We start from the raw sequence: 26,292 nt of genomic DNA on the forward strand, positions 1-26,292 counted from the left end.
CGCCCAGTCCTCCACCTTGATCACCCTCCAGAGTTACTGAAGGGGGTCCATTTTCGGCTGTCGCCAGGGGGTCCACATTCGCGCGCCGTCGACAAGACCCTGGCCGTCTTCGTCCAGTCGATCACCGCAGGGCTGTTGTTGTCCTCGCACGGTATGGCATCGCACAGTGCCGGGGCCTACACGGTGTTCGTCGTGGCGCTGGTGCAACTGGTCGCCGCGGTCCTGGTGTGGCGGCCCGGCGGCGGCTCGCCCAGGCCCATCCTGTACGCGGCCGGGCTCCTGGTGCTCGTATCGGCGCAGGTGGCGCTGGGCATAGCGCACGTGAAGACCCTGCATGTCCCACTGGGCGTCCTGCTTTTCGGTCTCAGCGTCCTTCAACTGATCCATATCTGGGCCGGCCGCCGCGGCAGGGCGGCCGGCACGTCGCCGCACACTCTCGGGGTTGTGTCGTCGAACCGCTGAAACACCAGGTCGCCGGCCTCGCATCGCCAGAATCGAGAGTCGAGAAGGGAAGATTTCGCGCATGTCCACACCCACGACGACCGAGCAGGACGAACCTCGCTCCCGGTTGCCCGATCCTGTCCAGTTCTTCCCCGAGCTCGGACCGATCTCCGCAGGCATGACCAAGGCCACCAGGAACGGTTCGATCCCGCAGACCACCGTCGGCCTGGTGCAGCTTCGCGCCGGACAGATCGTCGGAAGTACCTACCACACCGTCCGGCAGACCGGCCTGCTGCGCAAGGCCGGGGCGTCGGAGGAGCTCATCGCCGCCGTGGTCTCATGGCGGGATGCCCCGTACTTCACCGACGCCGAACGGGTCGCGCTGGAGCTCGTGGAGGCCGTGCTCACCCCGAACCCGTCCGGCGAGCGTGTCCCCGACGAGCTGTACGCCAGGGCATCCGCCCACTATGACGACAAGGCGCTGTGGACGCTGACCATGGCCATCGGCCAGATCTGCTTCTTCATCGCCGTCGCTCTCATCGGCAGGCCGATCCCCGGGAAGCCGATCGGGAAGAATTACAGCAGGTAACGCCCGGCAGACCGCAGGAGGTCCAGCAGTGCACCACGGTCAATGACGGGCCCGCATGGTTCCGCGGTGATCGGCGCCGCCGGCGGATGGGGAGGGAGAGCGCGGCGCGTACTCTTCTGCCATGGCGCTGCGGTTCGAGACACGCGCGTCCGACTCGCCGTGGGTGGACATCGTGTGGACCTGCACGAGTGAGCAGGTCACCGAGATGACCTCCGTCGCGGGGGTGCGCTGGGGTCTGGTGTTCTGGCAGCGCGAGGGCAGAGCGCACGCGAGTATCTCGGGCCCGGAGACCAGGACCGGCACCGCACCGGTGCCGGAGGGCGCGACCTTCGTCGGCATCGAGTTCGCCGTGGGCACGTCACTCCGGGCCGTGCCCACGCCGGCCCTGGTCGACAAGGGCGTCGAACTCCTCGACGTCACACGCAGGACCTTCCGGCTGGACGGCGTGCGTTGGGAGACCCCGGGCCCCGACGACGCTGAGGCTCTGGTCGACCGTCTCGTCCGCTCCGGGGTCGTCACCCGTGACCCTCTGGTCACAGGTCTTCGCCCGGACGACCAGCCCGTGGTGGCGAGACGCACCCTCGAACGCCGGTTCCGCGCGGCGACCGGGCTCACCCAGGGCGCCGTACGGCAGATCGAACGCGCACGCAAGGCGGCGCTGCTCCTGGCCGCCGGCACCCCGGTCGTCGATGTCGTCTCCAGGCTCGAGTACTTCGACGAGCCGCACCTGGCTCGTGCGCTGCGCCGGTACGTCGGGCGCACGGCGCGACAACTCCGCGAGGGCACCGGCGGTGCGCTCGCCCTCGCTCTGGATCAGCTGACGGTGCCGTAGATCAGCTTCACGATGCCGTTCGAATAGGCCGCGGAGTCCCGGAGGACCAGTTTCTGCTTGGCCTTGTCCGCCCTGCTGAACAGGCCTTTCCCGGCTCCGAGCAGCACTGGGAAGACGAGAAGGTTGTACTGGTCGATCAAATCCGCATCCGACAGGCGCTGGGCGAGTTCCGCACTTCCATGGATGAAGATCGCACCACCCTCGCCTTTCTTGAGTTCGAGGATGTCGTCGGTCGAGCGCAGGATCGTCGTCGGCCCCCATCCCTCGACGAGGGCGTCGTCGGACAGCGTGGACGAGACCACGTATTTGGGCATCTCCCTGTAGGAGGCGTGGTCCTCCGAGTCACGCCAGACCGGCGCGAACAACTCGTAGCTCCGGCGGCCGAACATCAGCGCCGTCGTATCCTCAAGCTCCTCGGCCTTGAGCGAGAAGGCCTCAGGCACGAATTCGATGTCGTTGACCGCCCATCCACCACTGCGGTGATTCTCGCCCGGCCCGCCGCCCGGAGAGTCCAGAACGCCGTCGAGCGAAATGAACCCGGTATAAACCAGATCGCGCATGTGCTGTTCTCCCATGGTCAGGCGACAAGGTCGCCAGGTACATCGATAAGCGGGCCGCCGCACCGTGCAGCGCACTTGTGGCGGAGCGCCCACGCCCATGCATGCTAGGAAGCGGCCACTGCGGCCGTCTTGTACAGAAACGACTACAGTACGGCCTACCGCCGCTGTTCCGGCGGAACTTGCGGAATCTCGGAAACCGTCGGTGCCTGCTCAGACCGCGCGAGACGCATGCCCGTCCGTTGGTCCGCCGACCGGAGGCACTCTCATCGATGATGAGAACGCGATCAGTCCGCTGAGCTGTGTTCGCGCGGGCCTGCCGAGGTCGATAGGCCTTTCCGTCTATACGCGGTCCGCGGTTTCGTCGCCATGGGTGAGGACGCGGAGGTAAGGCTCAAGCCCGGCCTTCGCCTCGTCTGTCCCGTCTGAGACGGTCCACAGCTGGAACCATTCGTTGTTCTCGGGGGACAGCGCCCGCCGTATGGTCTGCTCGGCGAGCAGCCTGAGCTCTTCCGTGACCGCGAGATGGATCGCGTCAAGGTCTTCATCGGCCTCGAACGGCTCCCCGCGCTGAGCGGCGAGATGATAAGCGACCAAGGCGGCGCCGGCCAATGCCTGTTCGGTCTCCCAGTTGTCTATCGAGCCGTCGACGGATATCACCCGCCGGAACTTCGACCGCAGCAGCTTCGGGAGATTTTCCGGCCGGGCTTGTGCCAGCTCATCCAGTAGATCGCCCGCCGCATCGTTGTCCAGCGGCCCAGCACCCCATGCCCCCATGTCACCTCCGGTTCTCATCGGCCCGGCCGGCGACCATCGCGGATCTCCGGGGCGCCGGACGCTGCTTTCGCCGCCTGACGGGGATTGTCCTGAGGCCGGCTGGTTCACGTGCCGGCCGCCCGTCCTTGTCCGCGACCATATTCCCGCCGGCTCTTCTCGGATGCCGATATGACAAGAGCGGGCGCTCCCGGAGGAGCGCCCGCTCTGTTGTCCCATTCCGGTCCTCGTCACCGAGACCGTGAGCCGCTGTGGATATGTGCGTTCCCGTCAGGCGGTGGCCTGGGGTGGTTTAGAAGAAGTCGCGGGAGTGGCCCCAGTCGTAGTGGCCGCGGGTGCCTTCGCCGACGCGGATGCGGAAGTCGTCGAAGGTGTCCTTGCGGAATTTGCCGGAGAAGTGGGAGGCGCCGTAGCGGTTGCCGCGGTAGATCTTGTGGTGCCAGCCGTTGTCGTCGTGCCACTGGAAGTCGATGTAGGAGTACTGGTTGTCGCGGTCGCGGTCGTACAGGTCGCCCTTGATGTAGTAGTAGCCGTTGTGGGAGTACCAGTAGCCGGTGAGGTAGGAGCGGTCGTGGCGGGACTCGCCGCGGCTGTAGCCGGACCAGATGGTGCCGAAGCCGTGCCGGTCGTAGGAGGCGGTCCCGGCGGTCCCGGCGGTGCTGGTCAGGCCGGCGGTGCCGGCGGCGCTTGCCGTCGTGGCGGCGGCGCCGGCGGTGCCGGTGGTGGTGGCGGCTTGGGCGGGGGTGGCGGCGATGGCGGCGGCCAGGGCGCCGGTGAGGGCGGCGGTGGTGAGGATGGTGCGGATGGTGCTCATGGTGGTCGCTCCTGTGTGAGGGTTCCGGCTCGGGCCGGGATGTTCTGTCGCCGGGCGGGTGGTTCGGTGTGCTGTTCGCCTGGCGACGGGGTTCACGTTAGGAGCGGGGCAAGGGGGTGTTCCGCGTAGGAATGCACACTCACCTCCGAGCGTGCACAACGCCACACAACGCCACACAACACGGCCGACCCGCGTCGGTGGCGTTGGTCACCCACACGTGAGGGCGGCCTCGCGAGGTGGTGTCTCGCGAGGCCGCCGTCGTCCGTCGGGGCCGGTCGCCGATTCGGCTAACCGTCAGAGCCGCCGTCGCAATACTGCTGGTCCCAGCGTGCGGTCCTGTAGCTGTAGCAGTAGTAACAGCCGTCGTCTCTCCACTGGCACATGCTGTCGTCCGCCGGCTGTGCCGGGGAGGCATGCCGGGCCGAGGCGCAGACGCTCGGCGCGGCGGCCTGCGCGCTGCCGGTGACGGTTCCCGTGACGAGGAGCGTGGACGCCGCCAGCGTGACGGCGAAGAGCGAACGCTTGAGCATCAGAGATCACTCCCTGAGGTGATGACCGAACCCCGATCTGCGGGGATGGCGAGCTCGGTTCCGGGTCCCGGGATACGCCGATGCGGCGCTGAACATCACTCAGACTAATCGCTGTATCCGGCCGAGGTCTCCCAGCCGGCGGCAAACATTATTTTTGGCGCTTCGCTACATTAACGTTATTATCCGCAATCGTCGAGAAAGCACGGCATTGCAGCCCAGGGTGGCCCTTATGCGCCTTGGAGCCGTGCGTTCGTATCGCCTGCCAAAGCGTGGACGGCATTCCCCGAGGGGTGCAACGCGGCGCCGCATCGGTGAAAAATCAGCGGCAAGGAGGTCGGTGACATCGCCGGCGGCTCGCCGCGGGCGTGTTTCGGCTGGATGGGGCCGAGGTGCCTGGTTGTGAGGACCTGGATGAGGCCTTTGGTCCTTGTGGGAGGACGGCCGGGTCCCGGAGGCTGATTTCATTGGGGTCAAGCCGTCGTGTGTGTGGGGGGTCTGGATGCGGAGCATCTACGTCGCGGGTGTGGGGCCGCGCGACGGACGTCAGGTGGTCGAGCTGGGGCTGATGGAGCTGCTTGCCCGGCGGGCCGACCGGGTCGGGGTGTTCCGTCCGGTCATGCGCGGCGAAGGCGCCGATCCGACGGTGGAGCTGCTGCGGGCCCGTTACCAGCCGAAGGTCGCCGAGTGCGGCATCACCAGCGCCGAGGCCGCGGAGATCTACAGCAGTGAGCAGGGCTACGAGAAGCTCGTGGCGCGGCTGGTCGACCGGTTCCACGCCGTGGAACGCGAATGCGATGCCCTGCTGGTGCTGGGGAGCACGTTCGACACCGGTGACCTGCCGAGCGAGCTGGCCTTCAACGCGCGGCTGGCGGCCGAGTTCGGCGCGCCGGTGCTCGTGGTCGTCGGTATCCCGGACGGCGAGCCGGCCGAGATCGACATCGAGATGCGCAGCGGCTACCAGGCCTTCTCCGAGCTCGGCTGCACCGTCGTCGCGGTGGTCGCCAACAGGGTGCCCGCCGACGCGCACGCCGACCCGGGGCTGCCCGTCCCGTGCTACCTCATCCCGGAGAACCCGCTGCTGTCCGCGCCGACGGTGGGGCAGGTCGCGCGAGCGGTGGAGGCGGTCCCCCTGCAGGTGAGCGAGGACGCCGCGCTCCGCGACGTCCTGGGGTTCGTCTTCGGCGGTGCCGGCCTGCCGATCCTGCTCGACCATCTGACGGACGGCAGCCTCGTGATCACTCCCGGCGATCGTTCGGATCTGCTCGTCGGCACGCTCGCCGCGGAGGCCGCCGGCACGGTGCGCCCCGCGGGCGTGATGCTCACGCTCGGAGAGGCCCCGCCCGCGAACGTGCTGCGACTGGCCGCCAAGCTCGCCCCCGGAACGCCGGTCCTGCTCGCCCAGCAGGACAGCTTCACGGTCGCCACCACGCTGAACGAGCTGGAGGGCCGCCTCACGCCGGACAATCCACGCAAGATCGAGCTGGCCCTCGGGCATTTCGAGTCCCACGTCAACGCCGCCGACCTGGCCGACCGGGTGGACCTGGCCCGTTCAGAACGGGTCACCCCCATGATGTTCGAGCACCTCCTGGTGGAGCAGGCTCGGGCGGACCGACGGCACATCGTGCTCCCCGAAGGCGAGGAGGACCGGATCCTCCAGGCCGCGGAGATCCTGGTGAACCGCGGCATCGTCGACCTGACGCTGCTCGGCAGGAGCGACGTGGTCGAGCGCAGGGCGCGGGAACTCGGGCTCGGCCTTCCCGGGGTGGAGATCATCGACCCGAACGCCTCTCCGCACCGGGAGGCGTTCGCCGAGCAGTACGCCAGGCTGCGCGCGCACAAGGGCATCACCCTCGACCGGGCCAGGGACGTGATGAGCGACCCCGGGTACTTCGGCACCATGATGGTGTACACCGGCATGGTCGACGGCATGGTCTCCGGGGCCACCCACACGACGGCGGCCACGCTGCTGCCGCCTTTCCAGATCATCAAGACGGTGCCCGGCATCTCCATCGTGTCGTCGGTGTTCTTCATGTGCCTGGCCGACCGCGTGCTGGTGTACGGCGACTGCGCCGTGAACCCCGACCCGGACGCCGAGCAGCTCGCGGACATCGCGATCTCCTCGGCCCGCACCGCCGAGCTGTTCGGCGTCGAACCGCGGGTCGCCATGCTGTCCTACTCCACCGGCACCTCGGGGACCGGCGCGGACGTGGACAAGGTCCGCGCGGCCACCGCGCTGGTCCGCGAGCGGGCTCCCGGGCTGCTCGTCGAGGGCCCCATCCAGTACGACGCCGCCGTCGACCCGCAGGTCGCGGCGCTCAAACTCCCCGGCTCGCAGGTCGCTGGCCGGGCCACCGTGTTGATCTTCCCGGACCTGAACACGGGGAACAACACCTACAAGGCGGTGCAGCGATCGGCCGACGCGGTCGCCGTGGGGCCCGTACTGCAAGGGCTGAGGAAGCCGGTCAACGACCTGTCCCGCGGGGCGACGGTCCCCGACATCGTCAGCACGGTGGCGATCACCGCGATCCAGGCGCAACGACAGTGACCGTCGCGACGCGCCGCTGACCGGCCCGCCGGCGCGCACCCGTTCGCGGGCAGATGGCAGGAGCCGGACATCTCCTGGGCCTCATCAGCGAAGGAGAACCCAGGTCAGGGTGTGTCCCCGACCTGGGTTTCGCGTTTTGGCCGGCTGGTCTCCGACTCCCGTGCGGCTGTTATCCCCGGACGTCACCGGGTGCGGCGCGCCGCGCACTGTGCGATCCGGCCGTCCGCATCGTGCTCTGGGTCATGGGCAGGCAGGGCGGCGATCGGAACACCACGCCGTCCAGGAAGTTGCCGGCCGTCGGAGTGCCTCCCGCGGCCGACACCGAGGCGAAGGCGAATCGGGTGGTCGTCTGTCCCGGAGGGACGATGTAGACCCCGGTGTAGTACCGCCAGGCGGTGTTGTCGTCGGAGAGGTCCGGCGAGGACGCCCCGGACGGGACCTGGGCGACGGTCGCGCCCGGGGCGCCGATGAGCACTCGCATCACGTCGGTACCGAGGCGGCCCCGGTGGTACAGCCCCCAGGTCATCGGCGTTCCGGGAACGGTGCGCACGTCCTGGTAGAGCGTGGAGACCTGGTTGGCGTTGAGTTCGGCGAACTGCGCCCCGTCGGCCGCGGGGATGCCGGTCGCGCTGCCTCGCCAGAATTCCAGCTTGTTGTCGGTGGCGGTGGTGTGCCAGCCGACGCCCGGGTTGGTGGAGGCGTCGGGGATGTTCCAGTCGGCAGTGGCCACGGCCGGCGCCTCGAAGCTGCCGTTGACCAGGTCGACCGGCTCGTAGGCGCAGGTCACGGTGACGGTCACCCTGGCGGTGCTCGTCCCGCAGGCGGTGGTGATGGTGTAGGTGAAGGAGTCCGTGCCGCTGCGGCCCGGGGCGGGTGTGTAGACCACCCTGCCGCCGGAGATCGTCGCCGTGCCGTTGGCGGGCGTGGTGACGCTGCTGATCGCCGGTGCGGTGGCGGTGTCGTTGGCCAGGACGGGCACGCTGACGGCCGTGTCCTGCCTGGTGGCGGCGGTGTCGTCGGTGGCCTTGGTGGGCGAGATGGACTGCCCGCCGACGATTTGGATCGGAGGGGCGGGGGCGTTGCCTCCGAGCTGGCCGGGAGCGGCGATGACGCTGCTGATGCCGGTCGGCCGGATGGTCATGGTGCGCCCGATGGTGCCCTGCCTGACCCGGAAGGTGATGACCTTCCGCGGCGGGTCGGTCTTGGTGCCCGGCGAGGTGATCGTCAGGGTGTTGCCGTTGATGGCGCCGGTCCCCGACTGGCCGACGACATCGGCGCTGGCCAGCAGCGACGACAGGTCCCACATGGTGCTGTAGGTCCTCACGAGCAGCGGCCACTGAGCGGTGCGGTGCGTCAGGGTGACGGTGAAGGTGCCCCCCGGCGCGATCTGCCCGCCCCACAGGGATGGGGAGGTGTCGACCGAGACCGACCCGCCGCCCAGTCTCATGCCGAACGCGTTCTTCCAGTAGTAGGAGACGGGGTAGGTCGCCTGCCCCTGCCGGACACACGGCGTCACCGCGGCTCCGGCAGCTGGCTGCCGCACGGTGGCGGCGCGCGCGCCGCCACCGAGTGCCGCCTGCGTCCCCGACGTGGCGAGTAGCGCCAAGAGTGCGCAGGTCAGCGCGGTGCGTGCGGCTCTGGGATGGTGTGACGTCAACACTGAACTCCACTCCGTCGTGCGGGATGTCCCCGTAGATCGACTTCATGGCGGACGTTACTCTACGTGATCGGAGTGTCGTGTCAGGAGTTCGGGCTGTGTGATCTTCGTGTCGTACTCCGGCGAGCGGAGGCCGCGGGCGCGGAGATGGGGACGGGCCGGCGGCGTCCAGGCCGCGCGCTCACGAACCGCGGGGCGTGGCGGGCCGGCCGTGACCCGCCGACGCCGACGAGTCCGGCCGGCCGTCCGGACTCAGCGCTCCTAGGCGAACGGCCAGCCGTAGCGGTGGTGCAGCACCGCGGCGACGCGGGCGAATCTCGCCTCGTCCAGGATGGCGCCCTCCCGGCGGATGTCGTCCTCTTCCAGCTCGAATACCCGGTCGAGCCGCAGATAGGACACCCGGCGCTCGCGATCCCAGGGGCCGGGCCCGACCTCCAGCCAGTCGTCCTGGTAGTCCTCGTCCGGGGTGCGGCTCGACAGCAGCATGCCCAGCAGTCCGCGTCCGTGACGGCCGACGAGCAGCAGAGGCCTGTCCTTGCCCTGTGCAGGGTTCTCCTCGTACGGCACCCAGGCCCACACGACCTCCCCCGGGTCGGCGAGCCCGTCCAAACTCGGGGAGTACGCCAGAGCCGTCGCCTTCTCCACGTCGTACACCTGCCGTACCGCACCGCGAAGGGGGCGCGGATCATTCTCGAGATCACGCATTACGGCAGACTAACGCCACGCCGCCGATCCGCGACCTTCGCATTCGGCCGGTCCGAGACTCCATCCCGGCGGAGGCGCCGTCCGTGTGGCCGTCAGATGGGGGCGAGCCCCCGCTCACGGAGACCTCCGCCGAGCGTTGAGGGGGACCCGCCTCCAGCGGCCGCGCCACCCGGACGGACGGCGCCTCGATCATGCCGGTGACCTGTTACGCCGGTGACTTCATCCGGCGTCGTGGCCGCCGCCGGGGCCGTTCTGGCCCGCGAGCTTGTCCAGGCTCATCATGCGGGTGTTCTGGAAGGACGCGAAGCGCCATCCGTCGGCTCGCCGCACCGTCGTGAGCGTGACGATCGAGTCGCGGTCGGGGCTCTGCTCGCCGTCGACGGACGAACCTCCGGTGTTGATGACGACGGCGACGTCAGGCCGGAGGAAGCGGACCGCCGGGACCGACGCCCCGGTCGTGCTGTCGGTGAGGCGCGACCCCTTCAGAGGGCCTTCGAACAGCGCGCGATGTGTTTCCTCGATCGCCCGCCGTCCTGTCAGGTGCATCCCGAAGAACGTGATGTAGTCGGCGTCCTCGGTGAACTGCTCGGCGTACGCGGCGGCGTCGCCGGCGTTCCATGCCTCCGTCATGCGGCGCAGCAGGTCGATGACCTCCTGCTCGCGGGCCGCCTCGGACGTCTCGCCGGTCTGTGCACTCATGATCTCTCCTTGGATCGGGCCCGTACGGGCTTCGGCCCGGTCCGCGAGGCGACCTATCCTTGGAGGTGCTCAGTCCTGGACGGACGCTTCGCGGTTCCGGTTCGGGGCAGGTCCCGCGGCCGGGTGTTGGCGCACCCGGCCGCGGGTTTTCACGCCTGTGGCGGCTCCTGCGCCAGCAGGTCGGCCAACAGGTCGGTCTTGACGGAGTTCGACCAGGTCAGCTCGCCGGACCGGAGGCGCGTGATCACCTCGCGCACCCAGTCGAGCTCGGCGGAGCGAAGAGCCCGGTCGTACTCGATCTCCAGCATGAGGATCGGCGGAAGGCCGGTCGCCGTGAGCCCGCTGATGTGGGCGTCGTGCGCGGTGACCGCGCCTTCCAGGGTGGCGGCTCTGGTGCGCAACGACCGCTCGGCCTCCTCCGGTGACAGGCAGCCGATGAGCGAGATCGCCGCCATGAGGGCGCGGGTGTCGGGGATGGGCGTCTCCAGCAGGTGCCGCAGACGGCTGCCGAGCTCCGCCGCCCCCTCGCCGGTGATCTTGTAGACGGTGCGCTCGGGCCGCCGTCCCTCCCGTGTCGTCTCGGCCGGACTGATCAGTTCGTCCCTCGCCAGGCGGTCGACCGCGTGGTAGAGGCTGCGTGGCAGGCCGGTGATGTAGTCCTTGTGGGTGTCGACGATGAACCGGTGCAACTCGTAGGGGTGGCTCGGGCGTACGGACAGCAGCGCGAGCACGGTGAGCTCCACCAGATCGTGGTCCATCCGCCGCCGCGCCATCGCACCGCCCTGATTGCTGCAACTTCCTCTATTGCATTTTGCACTATAGCGGCGACGGGCGCGCGCCGGCGTGCTCGGCGGAGAGGGGACTGGGCGCTCGCGACCGGATGGGTCGAGCTCGCGGCCCGGTCCGCCTCCATGGACACCGGCCGGCCGCCGGAACCGGGCCGGGGACGGACCTATCCGATCGTCTTCTCGATGGCCTCGACGATGGACGGGTCCTCAGGATCGGTTCTCGGCCGGAACCGGGCGACGACGTTGCCCGTGCGGTCGAGGAGGAACTTCTCGAAGTTCCACTGGATGTCGCCCGCGTCGCCGGCGGCGTCCGGGGTCTCCACCAGGGACGCGTAGAGGGGGTGGCGGTCGTCGCCGTTGACGTCGGCCTTCTCCAACAGGGGGAAGTCGACGCCGTAGGTGGTGACGCAGAACTCCTGGATCTGCTCCGCCGTTCCCGGCTCCTGTCCCGCGAACTGGTTGCAGGGCACCCCGACGACCGTGAAACCGCGGTCGCCGAACCGCTGCCCGAGCCGGACGAGCCCGGCGTACTGCGGCGTGAGCCCGCACCTCGACGCGACGTTGACCACCAGAGTCACCGTGTCGCCGGCGAGGTCCGCCAATGTGGTCGGCGCGCCGGCCAGCGTGCGCACCGGAATTTCCCGAGGATTCATGGAGCCACTTTAATCAGCCCGGCTCCGCCGTCCGCCGTGCGCCCCGACGGGCATGCGGTGTCATTCGCCGTCGCGGATGTTGACCGGTCGGTAGGCGCGGAACTGGGTGGGCGTGGTGAGTCCGTGCTTGACGATTCGGTGGTCGGTGCCGTAGCCGGCGCGTTGCTGGTAGGCCCAGTAGGAGGTGTGCGCGGCGTCGGCCCACTTGTCGAAGATGACCACCGCGCGGGCGGTGTTGCCGCCCACCGGATCGATCACCAGGTCCCCCTGGAGCAACTCGCTCATCTTGATCGGACGGGTGTAGGCGTCCGAGGCGAGATTGATCGTGTTCGGGCCCGGTCGCGGGAGCCCGAGTGCCATCGAGGCGTAGCCCGAGCCGTCGGTGCGGTAGCCGCCGTAGGTCTTGAACTGGCTGTAGGGGACGCGCTGCGCGGTGGCCGGTCGCCAGCCGACGGCACGGGCGATCACCGCGGCCCGGCCGACGACCGGCGCGGCCGACGGCGTGCCACGGCCCGCCGGACTCGCGGTGACCGGAGGACGCGCGTCACCGCCCGCGCGTCCTCCGGCGGCGGACGCTGTGAGCACCGCGCCGGCGACCGCGCCGATGACCAGGCCCACCGCCGCCCCGACCAGGAACCGCCGCCGCAGCCGATCCGCCGGACCGCGCGACGCTGGCGGCGTCGTCCCGGGCGGATGATCAGGCGCGCCGGCGCCGGCGGACGTTTCCGCCAGGGGTCCTTCCCGGAACGGGCCGTCGCCGCCCGCGGCCCCCGCCGATCGCCGGGCCTGTTCCGCCGCCAGCCACAACTCGCGGAACCGGTTCTCGTCCGCGCGGCACAGCCGCGCCAGCCCTTCCACGGCGTCCAGGGGGATCCACGTGTCCCCGGCGAGCCATCGCCCCCAGGACGACCGGCTCGCGTGGGTCGCCTGCTCCAGCGCTCGCAGGTCGAACCCGGCCCGTTCCTTCAGGGCCCGCAACTCCCGCAGGAGGACGCGGGTCGGCTCGGGCAGGTCGTCGGACAGCGGTCGCAGCCGTCGGCTCCGGCTCGCGTCTTCGATTCCATTCGCCACGGTGGTTCGTCCCAACTTTGTCTCAGCGGTCTGAGTCATCGCAGGTCATGTCGGCACCTTGGCCGCTATTGTCCCAACTTCACCAATTTCACGATGAGTTTCAGGATTTTCCTGTCAGCGTGTGTGCCCGGCCGGCCGACCGAACGACCAACGGCAGGGACAAGGAGAGCACATGCCCTCGAACCGAAGCTTCTGGATCACGGCGGGAAACCTGGCGGTCATCACCGTGGTCGCCTGCGGAGGCGCCCTGGCGCCCGCGGCGTCCGCGCAGGTCGAGCAGTCCGCGCAGTCCGCGTGGGTTCCGCGAACGGCTTACCGCACCCCCGGTGACCCGGTCACGGCGACCGCCACCGGCACGTCCGGGACGGCGCAGGCCGCGGCGGCCGCCGCCGCGGCGCCCGTCACCCGCTCACAGATGATCGCCCGGGCCAAGACGTGGCACCCGGGGACCTCCAAGCGCGTGCCCTACAGCCAGAACAAGACGCACGGCGGCTACCGGACCGACTGCTCGGGCTACGTCTCCATGGCGCTCGGCCTGGCCAAACCCGGGCCGATCACCGTCGGGCTGGCCAAGAGCGCCTACACCCGGCGCATCCAGCTCTCTGAGCTGCGCAGAGGCGACCTGATCATCGACGCGATCGGCTCGAACACCACCCGGCACGTCGTCATCTTCGACCGGTGGGCCAACTCGGGGCACAGCTCGTACTGGGCCTACGAGCAGCGCGGCGGCTACGGGACCGACTACCGGACGCGCAGTTACGGTCTGTCGTCGGGAAGCCAGTACAAGCCCTACCGGGCGCTGAACATCCGCGAGGACGCGCCGGCGCCGCCCCCCACGGTGACCCGCGCCCAGGTGATCGCCCGGGCCAAGACCTGGAACCCGGGGACCGCGAAGCGGGTGCCCTACAGCCAGACCGCCAAGCACGGCGGCTACCGCGCCGACGGCTCCGGCTACGTCTCCATGACGCTGGGGCTGGCCAAGCCAGGACCGGTCACGACCGCCCTGGTCACGAGCGCCTACACCCGTCCGATCAAGATGAGCGAGTTGCTCCAGGGGGACCTGGTGATCGATCCGGTGGGCGGCAACACCGCCCGCGCGGTGGTCATCTTCGACAAGTGGGCCGACGCCGCGCACACCTCCTACTGGGCCTACCAGCAACGCGCCGGCTACGGCACCGACCACCGCGTCGTCAAGCACGGACTGACCCCGGGCACCCAGTTCCACGCCTACCGGCCGACGAGGATCCGCTAGTGCGCATCCCACGACCGCGCACCGGTCCCGCCCGAGCGGCCGGGACCGCGGCGACGTCCCTCCTCGCGGCGGCGCTGGCGGTGACCGTCACCGGCGCGCCCGCGCGGGCCGCCGTCTCGACCGCCCCCTGCGGAACGTCGGCGGTGACGGCGGGCGACGCCGATCTGGCCGCCCTGCTCAACACCCGGCTGGCGACGAAGATGCGCGGCTACATGGACGGCTACCGCGTGACCTGCGCCCGGGCGGTGGTCGCGGCGGTCCGCGCCCGGGGACTGCCCCGGGAGGCCGCCGCGATCGCCCTCACCACGGCCATCGTGGAGACGGGCGTGCGGAACATCGACCGGGAGGTCGACCACGACAGCCTGGGTGTGTTCCAGCAGCGGGCCACGTGGGGCAGCGCCGCCCAGCGGCTGGACGTGGCATGGGCGACCGGGGCGTTCCTCGACAAGATGCTGCGCAAGTACCCCGACGGGTCCTGGCGGTCGGCGAAGGTCGGAGACGTCTGCCAGCGCGTGCAGGTGTCGAAGTATCCCGAGCGGTACCAGCCGCAGGCGGCGGACGGGCAGGCGATCGCCGCGGCTCTGTGGCCGGTGCCCGGCGTGACCCGCGCCCAGGTCATCGCCCGGGCGAAGACCTGGATGCCGGGCACCGCGCGGCGGGTTCCGTACAGCCAGAACAAGACGCACGGCGGCTACCGGGCCGACGGCTCGGGCTACGCCTCGATGGCGCTGCTGCTCGGCGCTCCGGGGCCGGACTCGCGGGGACTGGTCTCGTCCCGTTACAGCAAGCCCATCCCGGTCGCCGCGCTGCAGCCCGGTGACCTGGTCATCAGGGCCACCGGACCGGCACCAGGACGGCAGGTGATCGTGTTCGACCGGTGGGCCGACGCCGCGCACCGCTCCTACTGGGCCTACCAGCAGCGCCGGGGCTACGGCACCGACCACCGGCGGGTGACCGACGGCCTGTCGCCGAAGACCGGTTTCCTGGCCTACCGTCCGCTCGCCATCCGCTGACCCCGGCGGCGGCCGAGCGGCGGCCGGGCCGTGCACGGTAAAGCCCGGCCGACCCAGGAAACCCGGGTGGCCGCAGCGGGACGGCGACCCCGAGAGCCCGGTCAGGCGCGTGACCGGGCTCTTCGGTCAGCCGCGCTCGTGGAGGAGCAGCAGGGAGTAGGCGGCGATGGAGGACGAGTCGGTGATCGAGCCGGTGAGGATCATCCGCTCGAGCTCCGGCCGGGTGACCCAGCGCTGGCGCATGTCCTGTTCGCTGTGCTCGCGGTCGGCGTGGCCGTGGGTGAGCCCGGTGGCCAGGTAGACGTGCAGGCCCTGGTCGGTGATGCCGTGAGCGTTGTCCAGACGGCCGAGGTGCCGCCACCGGGCGGCCGACAGGCCGGTCTCCTCCGCCAGTTCCCGCCTGGCCTCCTCCTCGCGGGTGTCGGCCTCCGCACTGCCCTGCGGGAAGCTCCACGAGCGGCGGCCGATCGGGTAGCGGTACTCCTCCACCAGGTGGAAGCCGTCGCCCTCCTGCGGGACGATCAGCACGAAGTCGGGCTTGACGACGTACCCGTACAGGCCAGGCGAGCCGTCAGGGTGCTCGATCGCGTCCTCACGTACCGTCATCCAGGCGTTGCTGTAGACGACGTCGGAGGAAACCTGTCGCACGACGGGCTGCGTCTCGGTCATGACGTCGCATCCTACTGGCGCCGCCCGCTCGCGCTCGGCGGGCTTCGACGCGCGGCGGGCTTGGGTAGCGTCGGAGCATGCGGCTTCATGTGGGATGCGCGATGTGGACGCACGCGCCATGGCAGGGGCGGCTCCTGCCGCATCCGCTTCCGCCCGGTGAGCGCCTGCGGGCCTACGCGACCTGGTGCGACGCGGTGGAGGGCAACACGACGTTCTACGCGACGCCGGCCAGGAGCACCGTGGAGTCGTGGGCCGGCCAGACCGGCCCCGACTTCCGTTTCGTGGTCAAGCTGCCCAAGACGATCACGCACGAGCGCCGTCTCGGCGACGTGGCGGAGGAACTCCGGGCCTTCCTCCACGCGATCGAGCCGCTCGGTCCGCGGGCCCACGCCCTGTGGATCCAGTTGCCGGCGTCGTTCGCCCCGGCCGACGTCGGCGTCTTGGCCGGCTTCCTGCGCCGGTTGCCGGGTTCGTACAGATACGCCGTCGAGGTGCGCCACCGCGCGTTCTTCGAGGACGCGCGCTCGGCGGGGCTGCTCGAACGGGCCCTCGCCGGCGCCGCCGAGTGGATCCCGTTCGACACCACCGTCCTGTTCCAGAGCCCGCCCACCAGCGACGCCGAGCGGGACGCGTGGACCAAGAAGCCGCGGGTGCCGCGCCGGTCGTCCGCGCTCACCGACCGCCCGATCGTCCGCTACCTCGGCCGGGACGACCCGGCGCGTACGGTCGAGGGCTGGCGGCCGTGGGTCGCCACGGTCGCCGAATGGCTGCGGGAGGGCCGGTCCCCGACCGTGTTCATTCATACGCCCGACAACGCCGACGCGCTCACGCTCGCCCGCCGTTTCCACGACGACGTGCGGGCACGGGTGCCCGGGGTCGAGCCGCTGCCCGACCCCATGCCGGCCGAGCCGCTGACCCTCTTCTGACCGCCCCCGCCGCCTCTTACCGGCCGGCGGTCAGCGGCGCGGCGGCTCCCTGGCGCCGCAGCGGGCCCCACAGGGGGTGGAGCGCCACCAGGTAGCCGGCGGCACTGAGCGGGATGAGGTCCAGCGTCACGACCGGCAGCAGGCTGCTCACCAGCACCAGGCCGACGCTCCACCAGGGAAGCCGGCCCGCGCGGGCCAGCAGCGCGGTGAGCACGATCATGCCCAGATACAGCAGCTGGGGTCCCACCTGGTAGAAGGCGAGGTCGACGCCCGGGAGGGAGCGGAAATCGTGGCTGAGCCCGCTCATTCCCGCCTTGTCCGCCGCGAGCAGCCCCACCACGATGTCGGCCGTGAACTGCACGATCGACGCGGCGGCGCCGACGAGGGTGACCGCGACGACCGCGTCCCTGACTCGGCCGGGCGCGAGGAGGCGGCGCAGACCGAGCACCAGGAACACGAACAGCGCCAAGCCGGCGAGGTTGGTCAGGTGGGCGGCCTGCCAGTCAGGGCCGGGCCCGTACACGCCGTCCATCCGGCCGATCAGCCTGATGATTCCGTAGGCCATCATGAACAGCGGCGCGGCCAGCGCCGGGAACATCCCGTTTCTCATGTGTCGATGGTGATCGCCGGAGGACCGTGCGGGCATCAGGGATCATCCCCTGCTCCACCCGTATGCCCGACCCTTGCGCGACCCCGAGGCCGGACCGGGCGAACCGGTCGAGGCAGGTGAGGGACGCTCCCGCGGTCGCGGCCGTCCGAGGCGGGGGCCCGGGCATGGCGAAGGGGCGGCACGCGCGTGCCGCCCCTCTCGAAGCTCCTGTCCGTCAGCCCGCGTAGAAGGCCGCCAGTTCGGCGCTGAGCACATCGGTGTCGAGCTGGCCGTGCGCCATGCCCTCCAGCGTCTTGAGCCGGGAGTCGGGCAGAACGGCGTCGACCGCGCGCGCCGCGTCCTGCATGCGCGGAGCGCTCTCGGCGCCGGCCAGCACCAGGGTGGGCACGGCGACGGAGGCGAACCGCTCGGCGGGGACCGGGCCGGGGCCGACGATGGCGGCCTCGTAGGCCAGGGTGTGGGCCACGGCCTCCATGCCGGCCCAGAACGGCTGGTCACGCAGCTGGCCGATCATCTCGGCGGGGACGTCGGCGCCCTTGACCATGAACAGCTCGACCGCGTCGCCGCGGCGGCCCTCGCGGACCAGGGCGGTGATCTGCTGCTCGCTGGGCAGCGCGGGACGGCTGCCGTCGGTGACGTAGGGCGGTTCGAAGACCACGAGCCTGGTGATCGCGGACCCCGCGTACGCGGCCTCCAGGGCCAGGGCGCCGCCGGAGGAGCCGCCGAACACCAGGGCCGACCCGCCGGCCTCCTCGATGAGGGCGTCGAGGTCCTCGATCTCGCGCTGCACGGCGTAGGGCTCGGTGTCACCACTGTCGCCGCGGCCGCGCCGGTCGTAGTTGTACACGGTGAACCGGGAGGACAGCGCCTCGGCGACCGCCACGAAGAGCGGGTTGGTCCGCTCGGCGAAGCCGCCGCCGACCAGGATGACCGCAGGCCCGGAGCCCGAGCGGTCGTAGGCGATGGTGGTGCCGTCGGCCGACGTGACCTTGTGCATGCTGATCACTCTTTCCATGGACGTCATCCGGTCGGATGGGTGGGTGCGGTTCCGTGGGAGGAGGTGTGGCCGCTCAGCCGTGACCTCCTGCCGCACGACCAACGGTGTCACCGAACAATTAAATTGTCAAGGGCGGAGTTGTTGTCGGTGGGCGATGGTCGCGGACCAGCCCGCCGCCCCACCTGCGCCCCGGCCGTGCTCAATAGCCCGCGGCGCCGTCGATGCGTTCGCGCAGGAGATCGGCGTGGCCGTTGTGCCGTGCGTACTCGGCGATCATGCTGACGAGGATGCGGCGCAGCGAGACCGGCTCGCCGGTCGCCAGACGCGTGCCGGTCGCCTCCAGGGGAGCGCCCTCCACGATGCGGCGGGAGTGGTCGCACTCGGCCCGCCAGACCGCGAACGCCTCGGTGACGTCGCCGTCGAGAGAGTCGAAATCTTGATCTGGGTCGTCGTCGGAGTAGTAGAGGAGCGGGACGTCCTCGCCGGCGAACTGCACGCGGAACCACCATCGCTCGACGGCGGCCAGATGGCGGACCAGGCCGTGCAGGCTCAGGCTGGACGGCGCGACGGACCGGTCGGACAGCCGTTCGAGCGGGAGCCCGGAGCATTTCAGCTCGAAGGTGCGGCGGTGCCAGTCGAGGTAGGAGGTGAGGATCTCGCGCTCGTCGCCCACCAACGGCGGGTCGGCGCGGGAGCCGTCGGCCCAGGGCTGCGAAAGGTTCTCGGCGGGGATCTGCGTCATGCCGCGCAGCATGTCAGGCGGCACCGACAAGGGGGTGCCGCCGTCGCACGCCCTGCCGTCGCACGGCTCGGCAGCGCACGATCCCGCGGCGCGGCCCGCGGTGCGCGGCCCGCCGTCGCGCGGCCGGCCGTCGGTCACCTGGCAGGACGGGCGGCGTCGCTCACGACTCGTCCGCCGGTCGGCCCTCCTCCGGCCTGACGCTCGGGTGGACGGCGATGATGAGGCGATGATCGCGCCCGCCCTCGGCGCCCTCGTCGTGGTACTTGCCGGCCAGTCGGGTGACGGTCTCGGCCAGCTCGCGGGCGAAGGCGGCCCGGTCGGCGGCCGAGGCGAAGCGGATCTCGCCGTCGATGGCGAAGGTGGCGACCTTCTGGCGCGTCTCGCCCGCACCCGTGATCAGCCGGCCGACGTCGCGCACCAGGCGCGCGGCGACCGAAAGCAGCCAGCGCGCCGACAGCTGGTCGGGCGCGCGGGAGGGGTCGGGGGCGACCGCGGCCAGCGCCATCGGCGAGATGACGTACGAGGCCGCGGTGGCGCGCATGACGCGCTCGGTCACGTTGCCCTTGCGCCGCTCTTCGACCAGCTCGACCAGGCCGTGCCGCTCCAGCGTCTTGAGGTGGTAGTTCACCTTCTGACGCGGCAGGCCGACCTTGGCCGCCAGCGTGGTGGCCGAGCCGGGCTCGGACAGCTCGGACAGAAGCCGGGCCCGCACCGGGTCCAGCGAGACCTCGGCCGCCGCGAAGTCCTCGATCACCGCTACGTCCAACATGCTCCAACGGTCTCACCGACAGTATTAATTGTCAAGACGTTCGAAGTTGTCGGGCCGATACCGGGGAAACGGCCCGGTCGTCCTCCGCGGACCGTGGTCTGACGGCAGGACCACGATCCGCGAGACGACGGGGACGCTCGGTGCGTCAGGGAACGTGGGGCACCAGCGAGGTCGGTACCGACGAGGTGGTGGAGGGCGTGGAGGTGGCCGTGGCGCTCACCGGCGTGCCGACCTGGCTCGGGAAGATCAGGCGGATGTTGATCGCCTGTGCCTGGCGGTTGACGTTGGCGCTGCGGCTGTGGCTGCGGTTCAGGTGGCGGGCCCAGTTGCGCGCCCAGCTGCGGGCGAACGTCCTGTTCCAGTTGCGCGCCCAGTTGCGGTTCCAGTTGCGGTTGCGGTGACGGGACCAGTCGCGGTGGTCGCCCCCGCCCCCCTTGGTGATGGTGGTGGCGGCGTTCGCGCTGCTGGTCGTCGCCGCGGCCCCCAGGCCCAGCATGCCCCCGGTGAGCGCCGCGCAGACCGTCAGCGTGCTCACGAACTTCTTGACGTTGGGCATTACACATCCCCCTTGGATGACTTCGGGTGCTTGAAAGCTGCATTCATCCGTATTGCCAGTGAATGCTGTGGTGACTCAGCCAGTCTGACTACTTGTCTTGTTTTCCGGGTTCGGTGGCAGACAAACGAATAACTGCTGCTTTTGCTATGTGCTTAAGCTCTTGTTGTGGTCTTCGATTCGATATTTCCCGACTTCGCCGGACACGCTCGTCTTGATCTTGTTATAGCGCGGCGGACCTGGGCGGCCGACCCTCGTGTCAGTCGAGGCGCCATTTCGGGGAACCCTCGGCCTTAATCCTCATTAAGAGGATTTCCCGGCTTGTGTCCGTTGCGTACGGATGAAGAGGGTTTTCTGCAGCGAAGGCGCGACGCGCAACCCGGCGCAGAAATATCTGGATATCGTGACAAGGACGGCCGTGTCCGTCACGGCGGACCGCTGCGTCCGACCCCGGTGCAGCGCCGCGCGCCCGTACCACATATGGTCCGGTGCATGACTGCTCATTATGACGTCGTGGTTGTCGGAGCCGGCCCCGGTGGGTATGTCGCGGCCATCCGGGCCGCCCAGCTCGGCCTGAGTGTGGCCGTCGTCGAAGAACGCTACTGGGGCGGTGTCTGCCTCAACGTCGGGTGCATCCCGTCCAAGGCGCTGCTGCGCAACGCCGAGCTCGCCCACCTGTTCACCCAGGAGGCCAAGACCTTCGGCATTCACGTGGAAGGCAAGGTCACTCTCGACTACGGCGAGGCGTTCAAGCGCAGCCGCAAGGTCGCCGACGGACGCGTCAAGGGCGTCCACTTCCTGATGAAGAAGAACGGCATCACCGAGTACGACGGCCGGGGCACCTTCACCGACCCGCACACCTTGCAGGTCGCCCGTTCCGGCGGCGGCGCCGAGACGGTGACGTTCGACCACTGCATCATCGCGACCGGCGCGACGACGCGGCTGCTCCCCGGCACGTCCGTCAGCGACCGCGTCGTGACCTACGAGGAGCAGATCCTCAGCGACGCCCTTCCCGAGAGCATCATCATCGCGGGCGCCGGCGCCATCGGCGTCGAGTTCGCGTACGTCCTGCACAACTACGGGGTCAAGGTGACGATCGTCGAGTTCCTCGACCGCATCGTGCCCCTGGAGGACGTGGAGGTCTCCACCGAGCTGGCGCGCCGCTACAAGCGGCTCGGCATCGAGGTGCTCACCTCGACCCGGGTGGAGACCATAGACGAGTCCGGCGAGAAGGTGCGGGTCACGGTCTCCACCGGCGACGAGCGGCGGACCCTGGAGGCCGACAAGGTGCTGCAGGCCATCGGCTTCCAGCCGCGCGTCGAGGGCTACGGGCTGGAGAACACCGGGGTGCGCCTGACCGAGCGCGGCGCCATCGACGTCGACGGCCACTGCCGCACGAGCGTGCCGCACATCTTCGCCATCGGCGACGTCACCGCCAAGCTCATGCTGGCGCACGCCGCCGAGGCCATGGGCATCGTCGCCGCCGAGTCGATCGCCGAGGCCGAGACGATGGAGCTCGACTACGTCATGATCCCGCGCGCCACCTACTGCCAGCCGCAGATCGCGAGCTTCGGGTACACCGAGGCGCAGGCGCGCGAGAAGGGCTTCGAGGTCAAGGTGGCGAAGTTCCCCTTCACCGCCAACGCCAAGGCCCACGGCCTCGGTGACCCGGGCGGCTTCGTCAAGATCCTCAGCGACGCGCGCTACGGGGAGCTGCTCGGCGCCCATCTGGTGGGGCCCGAGGTCACCGAGCTACTGCCCGAGCTGACGCTCGCCCAGCAGTGGGACCTGACCGTCCACGAGATGGCGCGGAACGTGCACGCGCACCCGACGCTCGGCGAGGCGGTGAAGGAGGCCCTCCACGGACTGGCCGGCCACATGATCAACATGTGATCCCCGGGCGCGCCGTCGTGTCAACCCGGCCCGTTCCATCACTTGGCGTGTAACTTCAACTACCGAGAGTAGTGGAGTTGCGTGAAGAGGGGATCGGACACGATGCGAGGGAAGTTCACCAGGGCGGCTCGGACGCTCGCGGTCGTCTCCGGCTGCGCGGCGGTGCTCGCCGCCACGGCGGGCGCCTCGGCCGCCCAGAGCACGGCCGCGGCGATCGGCCCGGTGCGCAGCCACGCCAACTGGCGCTGCCTGGACGCCGACCTGAACACCATCGGGCCGAACGGCACCAAGGTCCAGCTGTGGAAGTGCAACGGCTGGAACAACCAGAAGTGGACCTACGACGTGCGGACGCACACGATCCGCAGCCAGTACAACGGGCGCTGTCTGGACGCCGATCTCAACACCATCGGCGGCAACGGCACCAAGGTGCAGCTCTGGGACTGCAACGGCTGGAGCAACCAGAAGTGGATCTACGACGCGATCAGCCACACGATCTACAGCATGTACAACGGGCGGTGCCTGGACGCCGACCTCGGCGGCATCGGCAGCAACGGCACGCGCGTCCAGCTGTGGGACTGCAACGGCTGGGCGAACCAGAAGTGGACCGTCTGAGGAGAGCCGGAAGATGCGACCTCACCTCTTCAGAGCACTCCGGGTGTTCATCGTCCTGACCTGCTGCGCCGCGGCCGCCACCGTCGCCGCCGGCGTCACCGGCGCGTCGGCGACCGTCGCGGGCACCTCCACCGGCGGTCCCATCCGCAGCAAGGCCGACGGCCGCTGCCTGGACGCCGACCTCGGCCGCATCGGCAGCAACGGCACGCGCATCCAGCTGTGGAACTGCAACGGCTGGGCCAACCAGGCGTGGACCTACGACCCGGCGACCCACACCATCAGGAGCCTGGTCAACGGGCGGTGCCTGGACGCCGACCACGGCAACCTCGCCCGCAACGGCACTCGCGTGCAGCTGTGGGACTGCAACGGCAACGCCAACCAGCAGTGGCTCTACGACCGGCGCAGCCACGCCATCTACAGCCTCGCCAGCGGGCGGTGCCTGGACGCCGACCTCAAGGGCATCGGCGGCAACGGCGCCCGCGTCCACCTTTGGGACTGCAACAAGTGGAGCAACCAGAAGTGGAGGCTGTGAGCGCGCGGGCCCCGCACCAGCATGTTCACCGGTCCGGCGGGTAGAGGCAGGCGCAACGACCGGACCGAGGAGAAGGCATGAAGAGAATCCTGAAACTCGTGGTGACCCGCTGGCTGGCCCGCACTCCGTTCGGGCTCGTCGTCCTCGGCGTCGGATGGTGGCTGATGCGCAAGCGCCGCGGCGCGAACTCCGGCGAGCCCGGCAAGTCCGGCAAGACGGGCGAGCGGCGCGACGTGCTGCGCGAGCCCGGCCGCTCCTCCCGCAATCCGTACGCCTGGCAGGGGCCTTCGGCGCGCGGCCGCCGATAGGGCGGCAGGCGCCGGCCGGACCCCGCGGTCTCACACTCGCTCCTGGCGAGGGAAGACCACTTCTCTCACCAGGAGCAGGACCGCCGCCGCCAGCGGGATGCCGAGCAGCGCGCCAACGATGCCGAGCAGCGCGCCGCCCAGCAGCGCACCGATGATCGTGGCGATCGGCGGCACCGCCACCGACGACTTGAACACCGGCGGCGATATCACGTAGTTCTCGATCTGCTGGTACACGACGAAGAAGATGACGCAGGCGATGCCGACCTGCACCGAGGTCAGGAAGCCGACGCCGGAGGCCACCACCGCCCCCACCACCGCGCCGACCATGGGGATCAGGTCGGTGACGGCCACGAAGATCGCCAGGGCCAGGGCGTACGGCACCTTGAGCACCGACAGGAAGACGAAGGTCACCCCGCCGGCGATCAGCGAGATGATCAGGTTGCCGGCGACGTAGCCGCCGATCTGCCTGATGATCTCGTCGCCGAGCAGCCGCACCCGCGTCCGGCGGGAACGCGGGACCATCCGGTAGCCCGTCTCCTTGATCGACTGCAGCGAGCCGAGGAAGTACAGCGTCAGCACCAGAATTGTGAGCCCGCTGAACAGCGCGCTGATCACGACGCTCGCCACCCCGAGCAGGCCGCCGAACATCTGGCTCGCCAGGCCGCCGCTGGTGACGTACTGCTGCAACTTGTCCAGCACCTGGTAGCGATCGTCGATCGAGCGGATCACCGGGTGGTTCTGCAACTGCTGGACGTACTCCGGCAGGTGCTGGATGAAGCCGGTGGTCTGGTCGGTGAGCGGAGGCACCACCGCCAGCCCGAAGCCCACGAAGAACGCGATGACGCCGCCGAACACGATCGTGATGGCCAGGCGGCGGGACAGGTGCCGGCGCTGGAGGGCCTCCACGGCCGGGTTCAGGCCGATCGCCAGGAACAGCGAGACGACGATCAGGACCAGGGCCGAGCCGGCCGAGGCGATGGCCTGGACGAGCAGCCAGGCGGTGAGCACGCCGAGGGCGGCGGTCAGGCCGAACAGGAACGGATTGCTCCGCAGCGGCCGCCCAGGACGCCCGAAGGGCTGCTCGTAGACCTTGGGGTCGACCCTGGCGGCCCCCGCCGCCCCGCCGTCCGCCGGCGGGACGGCGGCGCCGTCGGACGGACGGGACACCTCGGAGGACCCGGACGCCGCGGACGGAACGGACCCATCGCCGGACGTCTCCGCCGCGGCGGGGGGCTCAACGTCGGCGGACGGACCGGGGTCGCCCGACGCGCCCGGGGTGCCCGACGGACGGGCGTCGCCGGAGGCGTCGGCGTTCTCGGCCGGGAACGAGGGGAAGACGCTGGATATGTCTGCGCGCTCGGAACTGCCAGTCTCGGACACGCGTCCTTGCTGCCCTCCGGACGGCGATTCAGTCCCGTTCCTTGCCTGATAGATGCCGGAATTTGGCGATCTGTACGTCACGGAGGCGGGGCCGTCACCGCGCCACTCGTGCAGCGTCTCCGAACACGGGAAACGCCCTCCGGATCACCCGGAGGGCGCCTCGCCGCTCGGCTCAGTACATCTTGCGCGAGGCCTCGTCGGCCCTCATGCCGCCTTCCTCCACGCCACCTGTCTCCTCCACCCGGTCTCCGGACCACCTGCTGGCATCGGCCCCGGTGTCCTTCATGGTGTCGGCCCACTGGCGGGCATTGTTGCGGTAGAGCACGACGCCCACCGCGCAGGCCGCCACGCCGGCCGCCAGCGCCAGCATCGACCAGCGGTTGCGCCGTCTGATCGACGGTGCGGGATCGACCCGCTCGGCCGCACGGGCGAGGAACGCGCTGACCTTCGGCGCGAGCTGCTCCTCGACGGAGTGAGCCGCACGGTCGAGTTTGGGCGCGGCCCAGACGCGGGCGTCTTCGATGCGGTGCGCGGCCACCTCGCGGGCGGTGTGCGCCACGGGACGGACCTGGTCCGCCGTCCGCATGGCCTGGGTCTTGATGCGACCCATCCGCGTGGCTGCCATCGGAATGACCATGCTCACACGGCGTTTTCTCAGTGTCAGGGACACGACAACCTCCCCTGTCTTGGGGCCCCGCAGGCTCACCTTCCCGATCGAAAGCGGCTCAATCCTGACGTGGCGTGGGAGGATGCGGGGTAGGCCATTGCGCCATAGTCAACGAAACATCGCTTTCCACCTGACAACTGACATATCGAAGGGGGCAGTCCTCGTGGCTGAGAATCTCATCGCAAAGCTGCGCACCACTCTGGGTGACGTCAAGCTCCGTCTCTTCCCCGACCACGCGCCCAAGACCGTGCGCAACTTCGTGGAACTCGCCGAAGGCTCCCGTGAGTGGACCCACCCCGAGACCGGGCAGAAGACCAACGCCCGGCTGTACGACGGCACGATCTTCCACCGGGTGATCCAGGGCTTCATGATCCAGGGCGGCGACCCGCTGGGCCAGGGCATCGGTGGCCCCGGCTACGACTTCGACGACGAGATCCACCCCGACCTGCGCTTCGACCGGCCTTACCTGCTCGCCATGGCCAACGCGGGCAAGCGCTTCGGCCGGGGCACGAACGGCTCGCAGTTCTTCATCACCGTCGTCCCCACCCCGCACCTCAACGGCAACCACACCATCTTCGGCGAGGTGATCGAGGGGCAGGACGTCGTGGACGCCATCGTCAAGACGCCGACCCGGCAGGACCGCCCGCTCACCGACGTCGTCCTCCAGGAGGTCGTGATCGAGCGCGTGCAGTCCTGAGCGGCTGTCCCCGGCGC

At 70.0% G+C, this 26,292-nt stretch carries 30 protein-coding genes; 12 read left to right on the forward strand and 18 right to left on the reverse strand.

Annotated features, from left to right (window positions below; all coding sequences use genetic code 11):
• The 3 genes from ACZ6QO_RS29865 to ACZ6QO_RS29875 form a co-directional block, all read left to right on the forward strand.
• A partial coding sequence (locus tag ACZ6QO_RS29865) for a hypothetical protein (protein ID WP_465855442.1) occupies positions 1–462 on the forward strand: 462 nt, incomplete at its 5' end.
• A 61-nt stretch (positions 463–523) separates the two neighbouring features.
• Positions 524–1,030, forward strand: a complete 507-nt coding sequence (locus ACZ6QO_RS29870; protein ID WP_465855444.1) for a carboxymuconolactone decarboxylase family protein — start codon at positions 524–526, stop codon at positions 1,028–1,030.
• 121 nt (positions 1,031–1,151) lie between these two features.
• Positions 1,152–1,862: a helix-turn-helix domain-containing protein gene (locus tag ACZ6QO_RS29875; RefSeq protein WP_465855445.1), complete on the forward strand. Its 711-nt coding sequence runs from the start codon at positions 1,152–1,154 to the stop codon at positions 1,860–1,862.
• Here ACZ6QO_RS29875 and ACZ6QO_RS29880 read toward each other — a convergent pair.
• From ACZ6QO_RS29880 to ACZ6QO_RS29895, 4 genes are all read right to left on the reverse strand, one after another.
• On the reverse strand, positions 1,844–2,422 hold the full coding sequence (locus ACZ6QO_RS29880) for a dihydrofolate reductase family protein (protein ID WP_465855447.1): 579 nt from the start codon (positions 2,420–2,422) through the stop codon (positions 1,844–1,846). The two genes, ACZ6QO_RS29875 and ACZ6QO_RS29880, sit on opposite strands and share 19 nt — an antisense overlap.
• 339 nt (positions 2,423–2,761) lie before the next feature.
• Entirely contained in the window at positions 2,762–3,196 is a 435-nt protein-coding gene (locus tag ACZ6QO_RS29885; RefSeq protein ID WP_465855449.1) for a DUF4259 domain-containing protein, read from the reverse strand.
• Positions 3,197–3,485: 289 nt separating this feature from the next.
• A complete protein-coding gene (locus tag ACZ6QO_RS29890; protein ID WP_465855451.1) occupies positions 3,486–4,007 on the reverse strand; it encodes a hypothetical protein in 522 nt (173 codons plus the stop codon).
• 287 nt (positions 4,008–4,294) lie between these two features.
• Entirely contained in the window at positions 4,295–4,537 is a 243-nt protein-coding gene (locus ACZ6QO_RS29895) for a hypothetical protein (RefSeq protein ID WP_465855453.1), read from the reverse strand.
• A 499-nt stretch (positions 4,538–5,036) separates the two neighbouring features.
• Between ACZ6QO_RS29895 and pta the strand changes: the two genes are divergently transcribed.
• Positions 5,037–7,082 (forward strand): phosphate acetyltransferase, encoded by a 2,046-nt coding sequence (gene pta, locus ACZ6QO_RS29900; protein ID WP_465855455.1) that lies wholly within the window; start codon positions 5,037–5,039, stop codon positions 7,080–7,082.
• Positions 7,083–7,251: 169 nt separating this feature from the next.
• Here the strand turns inward: pta and ACZ6QO_RS29905 are convergent, their stop codons facing one another.
• The 6 genes from ACZ6QO_RS29905 to ACZ6QO_RS29930 all read right to left on the reverse strand — a co-directional run bounded on the left by ACZ6QO_RS29905 (position 7,252) and on the right by ACZ6QO_RS29930 (position 12,655).
• Positions 7,252–8,598, reverse strand: coding sequence for an Ig-like domain-containing protein (locus ACZ6QO_RS29905; RefSeq protein ID WP_465855456.1), 1,347 nt, complete (start codon positions 8,596–8,598; stop codon positions 7,252–7,254).
• Between the two features lie 402 nt (positions 8,599–9,000).
• On the reverse strand, positions 9,001–9,444 hold the full coding sequence (locus tag ACZ6QO_RS29910) for a type II toxin-antitoxin system PemK/MazF family toxin (protein WP_465855458.1): 444 nt from the start codon (positions 9,442–9,444) through the stop codon (positions 9,001–9,003).
• A 219-nt stretch (positions 9,445–9,663) separates the two neighbouring features.
• On the reverse strand, positions 9,664–10,143 hold the full coding sequence (locus tag ACZ6QO_RS29915; RefSeq protein ID WP_465855460.1) for an SgcJ/EcaC family oxidoreductase: 480 nt from the start codon (positions 10,141–10,143) through the stop codon (positions 9,664–9,666).
• A gap of 149 nt (positions 10,144–10,292) precedes the next feature.
• Positions 10,293–10,901 (reverse strand): PadR family transcriptional regulator, encoded by a 609-nt coding sequence (locus ACZ6QO_RS29920; protein WP_465855462.1) that lies wholly within the window; start codon positions 10,899–10,901, stop codon positions 10,293–10,295.
• A gap of 194 nt (positions 10,902–11,095) precedes the next feature.
• Entirely contained in the window at positions 11,096–11,584 is a 489-nt protein-coding gene (locus ACZ6QO_RS29925) for a glutathione peroxidase (RefSeq protein WP_465855464.1), read from the reverse strand.
• Positions 11,585–11,644: 60 nt separating this feature from the next.
• Positions 11,645–12,655, reverse strand: a complete 1,011-nt coding sequence (locus ACZ6QO_RS29930; protein WP_465855466.1) for a helix-turn-helix domain-containing protein — start codon at positions 12,653–12,655, stop codon at positions 11,645–11,647.
• A 172-nt stretch (positions 12,656–12,827) separates the two neighbouring features.
• Here ACZ6QO_RS29930 and ACZ6QO_RS29935 point away from each other — a divergent pair, with 172 nt between their 5' ends.
• Entirely contained in the window at positions 12,828–13,907 is a 1,080-nt protein-coding gene (locus ACZ6QO_RS29935) for an NlpC/P60 family protein (protein WP_465855468.1), read from the forward strand.
• Positions 13,907–14,920: a hypothetical protein gene (locus tag ACZ6QO_RS29940; protein ID WP_465855470.1), complete on the forward strand. Its 1,014-nt coding sequence runs from the start codon at positions 13,907–13,909 to the stop codon at positions 14,918–14,920. Before ACZ6QO_RS29935 ends, ACZ6QO_RS29940 begins: the two co-directional genes overlap by 1 nt.
• Positions 14,921–15,046: 126 nt before the next feature.
• Here the strand turns inward: ACZ6QO_RS29940 and ACZ6QO_RS29945 are convergent, their stop codons facing one another.
• Positions 15,047–15,589: an NUDIX domain-containing protein gene (locus tag ACZ6QO_RS29945; protein ID WP_465855472.1), complete on the reverse strand. Its 543-nt coding sequence runs from the start codon at positions 15,587–15,589 to the stop codon at positions 15,047–15,049.
• Positions 15,590–15,666: 77 nt separating this feature from the next.
• On the opposite strand from ACZ6QO_RS29945, the gene ACZ6QO_RS29950 reads away from it, so the two are divergent.
• On the forward strand, positions 15,667–16,515 hold the full coding sequence (locus tag ACZ6QO_RS29950) for a DUF72 domain-containing protein (RefSeq protein ID WP_465855474.1): 849 nt from the start codon (positions 15,667–15,669) through the stop codon (positions 16,513–16,515).
• 16 nt (positions 16,516–16,531) lie between these two features.
• On the opposite strand, the gene ACZ6QO_RS29955 is transcribed toward ACZ6QO_RS29950, so the two are convergent.
• From ACZ6QO_RS29955 to ACZ6QO_RS29975, 5 genes are all read right to left on the reverse strand, one after another.
• Complete coding sequence (locus ACZ6QO_RS29955) at positions 16,532–17,125, reverse strand: hypothetical protein (protein ID WP_465855476.1); 594 nt, start codon at positions 17,123–17,125, stop codon at positions 16,532–16,534.
• Between the two features lie 214 nt (positions 17,126–17,339).
• Positions 17,340–18,122 carry an alpha/beta fold hydrolase gene (locus ACZ6QO_RS29960; RefSeq protein WP_465855478.1) on the reverse strand — a complete coding sequence of 261 codons (783 nt, stop codon included), beginning with the start codon at positions 18,120–18,122 and terminating at the stop codon, positions 17,340–17,342.
• A 199-nt stretch (positions 18,123–18,321) separates the two neighbouring features.
• Positions 18,322–18,864 (reverse strand): DinB family protein, encoded by a 543-nt coding sequence (locus tag ACZ6QO_RS29965; protein ID WP_465855480.1) that lies wholly within the window; start codon positions 18,862–18,864, stop codon positions 18,322–18,324.
• Between the two features lie 160 nt (positions 18,865–19,024).
• A complete protein-coding gene (locus ACZ6QO_RS29970; protein ID WP_465855482.1) occupies positions 19,025–19,633 on the reverse strand; it encodes an ArsR/SmtB family transcription factor in 609 nt (202 codons plus the stop codon).
• A gap of 145 nt (positions 19,634–19,778) precedes the next feature.
• Complete coding sequence (locus tag ACZ6QO_RS29975) at positions 19,779–20,189, reverse strand: hypothetical protein (RefSeq protein WP_465855484.1); 411 nt, start codon at positions 20,187–20,189, stop codon at positions 19,779–19,781.
• Between the two features lie 489 nt (positions 20,190–20,678).
• Between ACZ6QO_RS29975 and lpdA the strand changes: the two genes are divergently transcribed.
• The 4 genes from lpdA to ACZ6QO_RS29995 all read left to right on the forward strand — a co-directional run bounded on the left by lpdA (position 20,679) and on the right by ACZ6QO_RS29995 (position 23,531).
• Entirely contained in the window at positions 20,679–22,079 is a 1,401-nt protein-coding gene (lpdA, locus tag ACZ6QO_RS29980; protein WP_465855486.1) for a dihydrolipoyl dehydrogenase, read from the forward strand.
• A 102-nt stretch (positions 22,080–22,181) separates the two neighbouring features.
• Positions 22,182–22,691, forward strand: a complete 510-nt coding sequence (locus tag ACZ6QO_RS29985; RefSeq protein WP_465855488.1) for a ricin-type beta-trefoil lectin domain protein — start codon at positions 22,182–22,184, stop codon at positions 22,689–22,691.
• Positions 22,692–22,704: 13 nt separating this feature from the next.
• On the forward strand, positions 22,705–23,223 hold the full coding sequence (locus ACZ6QO_RS29990; RefSeq protein WP_465855490.1) for an RICIN domain-containing protein: 519 nt from the start codon (positions 22,705–22,707) through the stop codon (positions 23,221–23,223).
• A gap of 77 nt (positions 23,224–23,300) precedes the next feature.
• Positions 23,301–23,531, forward strand: a complete 231-nt coding sequence (locus ACZ6QO_RS29995) for a DUF6203 family protein (protein ID WP_465855491.1) — start codon at positions 23,301–23,303, stop codon at positions 23,529–23,531.
• A 30-nt stretch (positions 23,532–23,561) separates the two neighbouring features.
• On the opposite strand, the gene ACZ6QO_RS30000 is transcribed toward ACZ6QO_RS29995, so the two are convergent.
• Both ACZ6QO_RS30000 and ACZ6QO_RS30005 read right to left on the reverse strand, forming a co-directional pair.
• Positions 23,562–24,911: an AI-2E family transporter gene (locus ACZ6QO_RS30000; protein ID WP_465855492.1), complete on the reverse strand. Its 1,350-nt coding sequence runs from the start codon at positions 24,909–24,911 to the stop codon at positions 23,562–23,564.
• Between the two features lie 172 nt (positions 24,912–25,083).
• A complete protein-coding gene (locus tag ACZ6QO_RS30005) occupies positions 25,084–25,536 on the reverse strand; it encodes a hypothetical protein (RefSeq protein WP_465855494.1) in 453 nt (150 codons plus the stop codon).
• Between the two features lie 205 nt (positions 25,537–25,741).
• On the opposite strand from ACZ6QO_RS30005, the gene ACZ6QO_RS30010 reads away from it, so the two are divergent.
• Positions 25,742–26,275: a peptidylprolyl isomerase gene (locus ACZ6QO_RS30010; RefSeq protein ID WP_465855496.1), complete on the forward strand. Its 534-nt coding sequence runs from the start codon at positions 25,742–25,744 to the stop codon at positions 26,273–26,275.
• Positions 26,276–26,292: the final 17 nt, after the last annotated feature.

Source organism: Sphaerisporangium sp. NPDC049457, assembly GCF_055586705.1.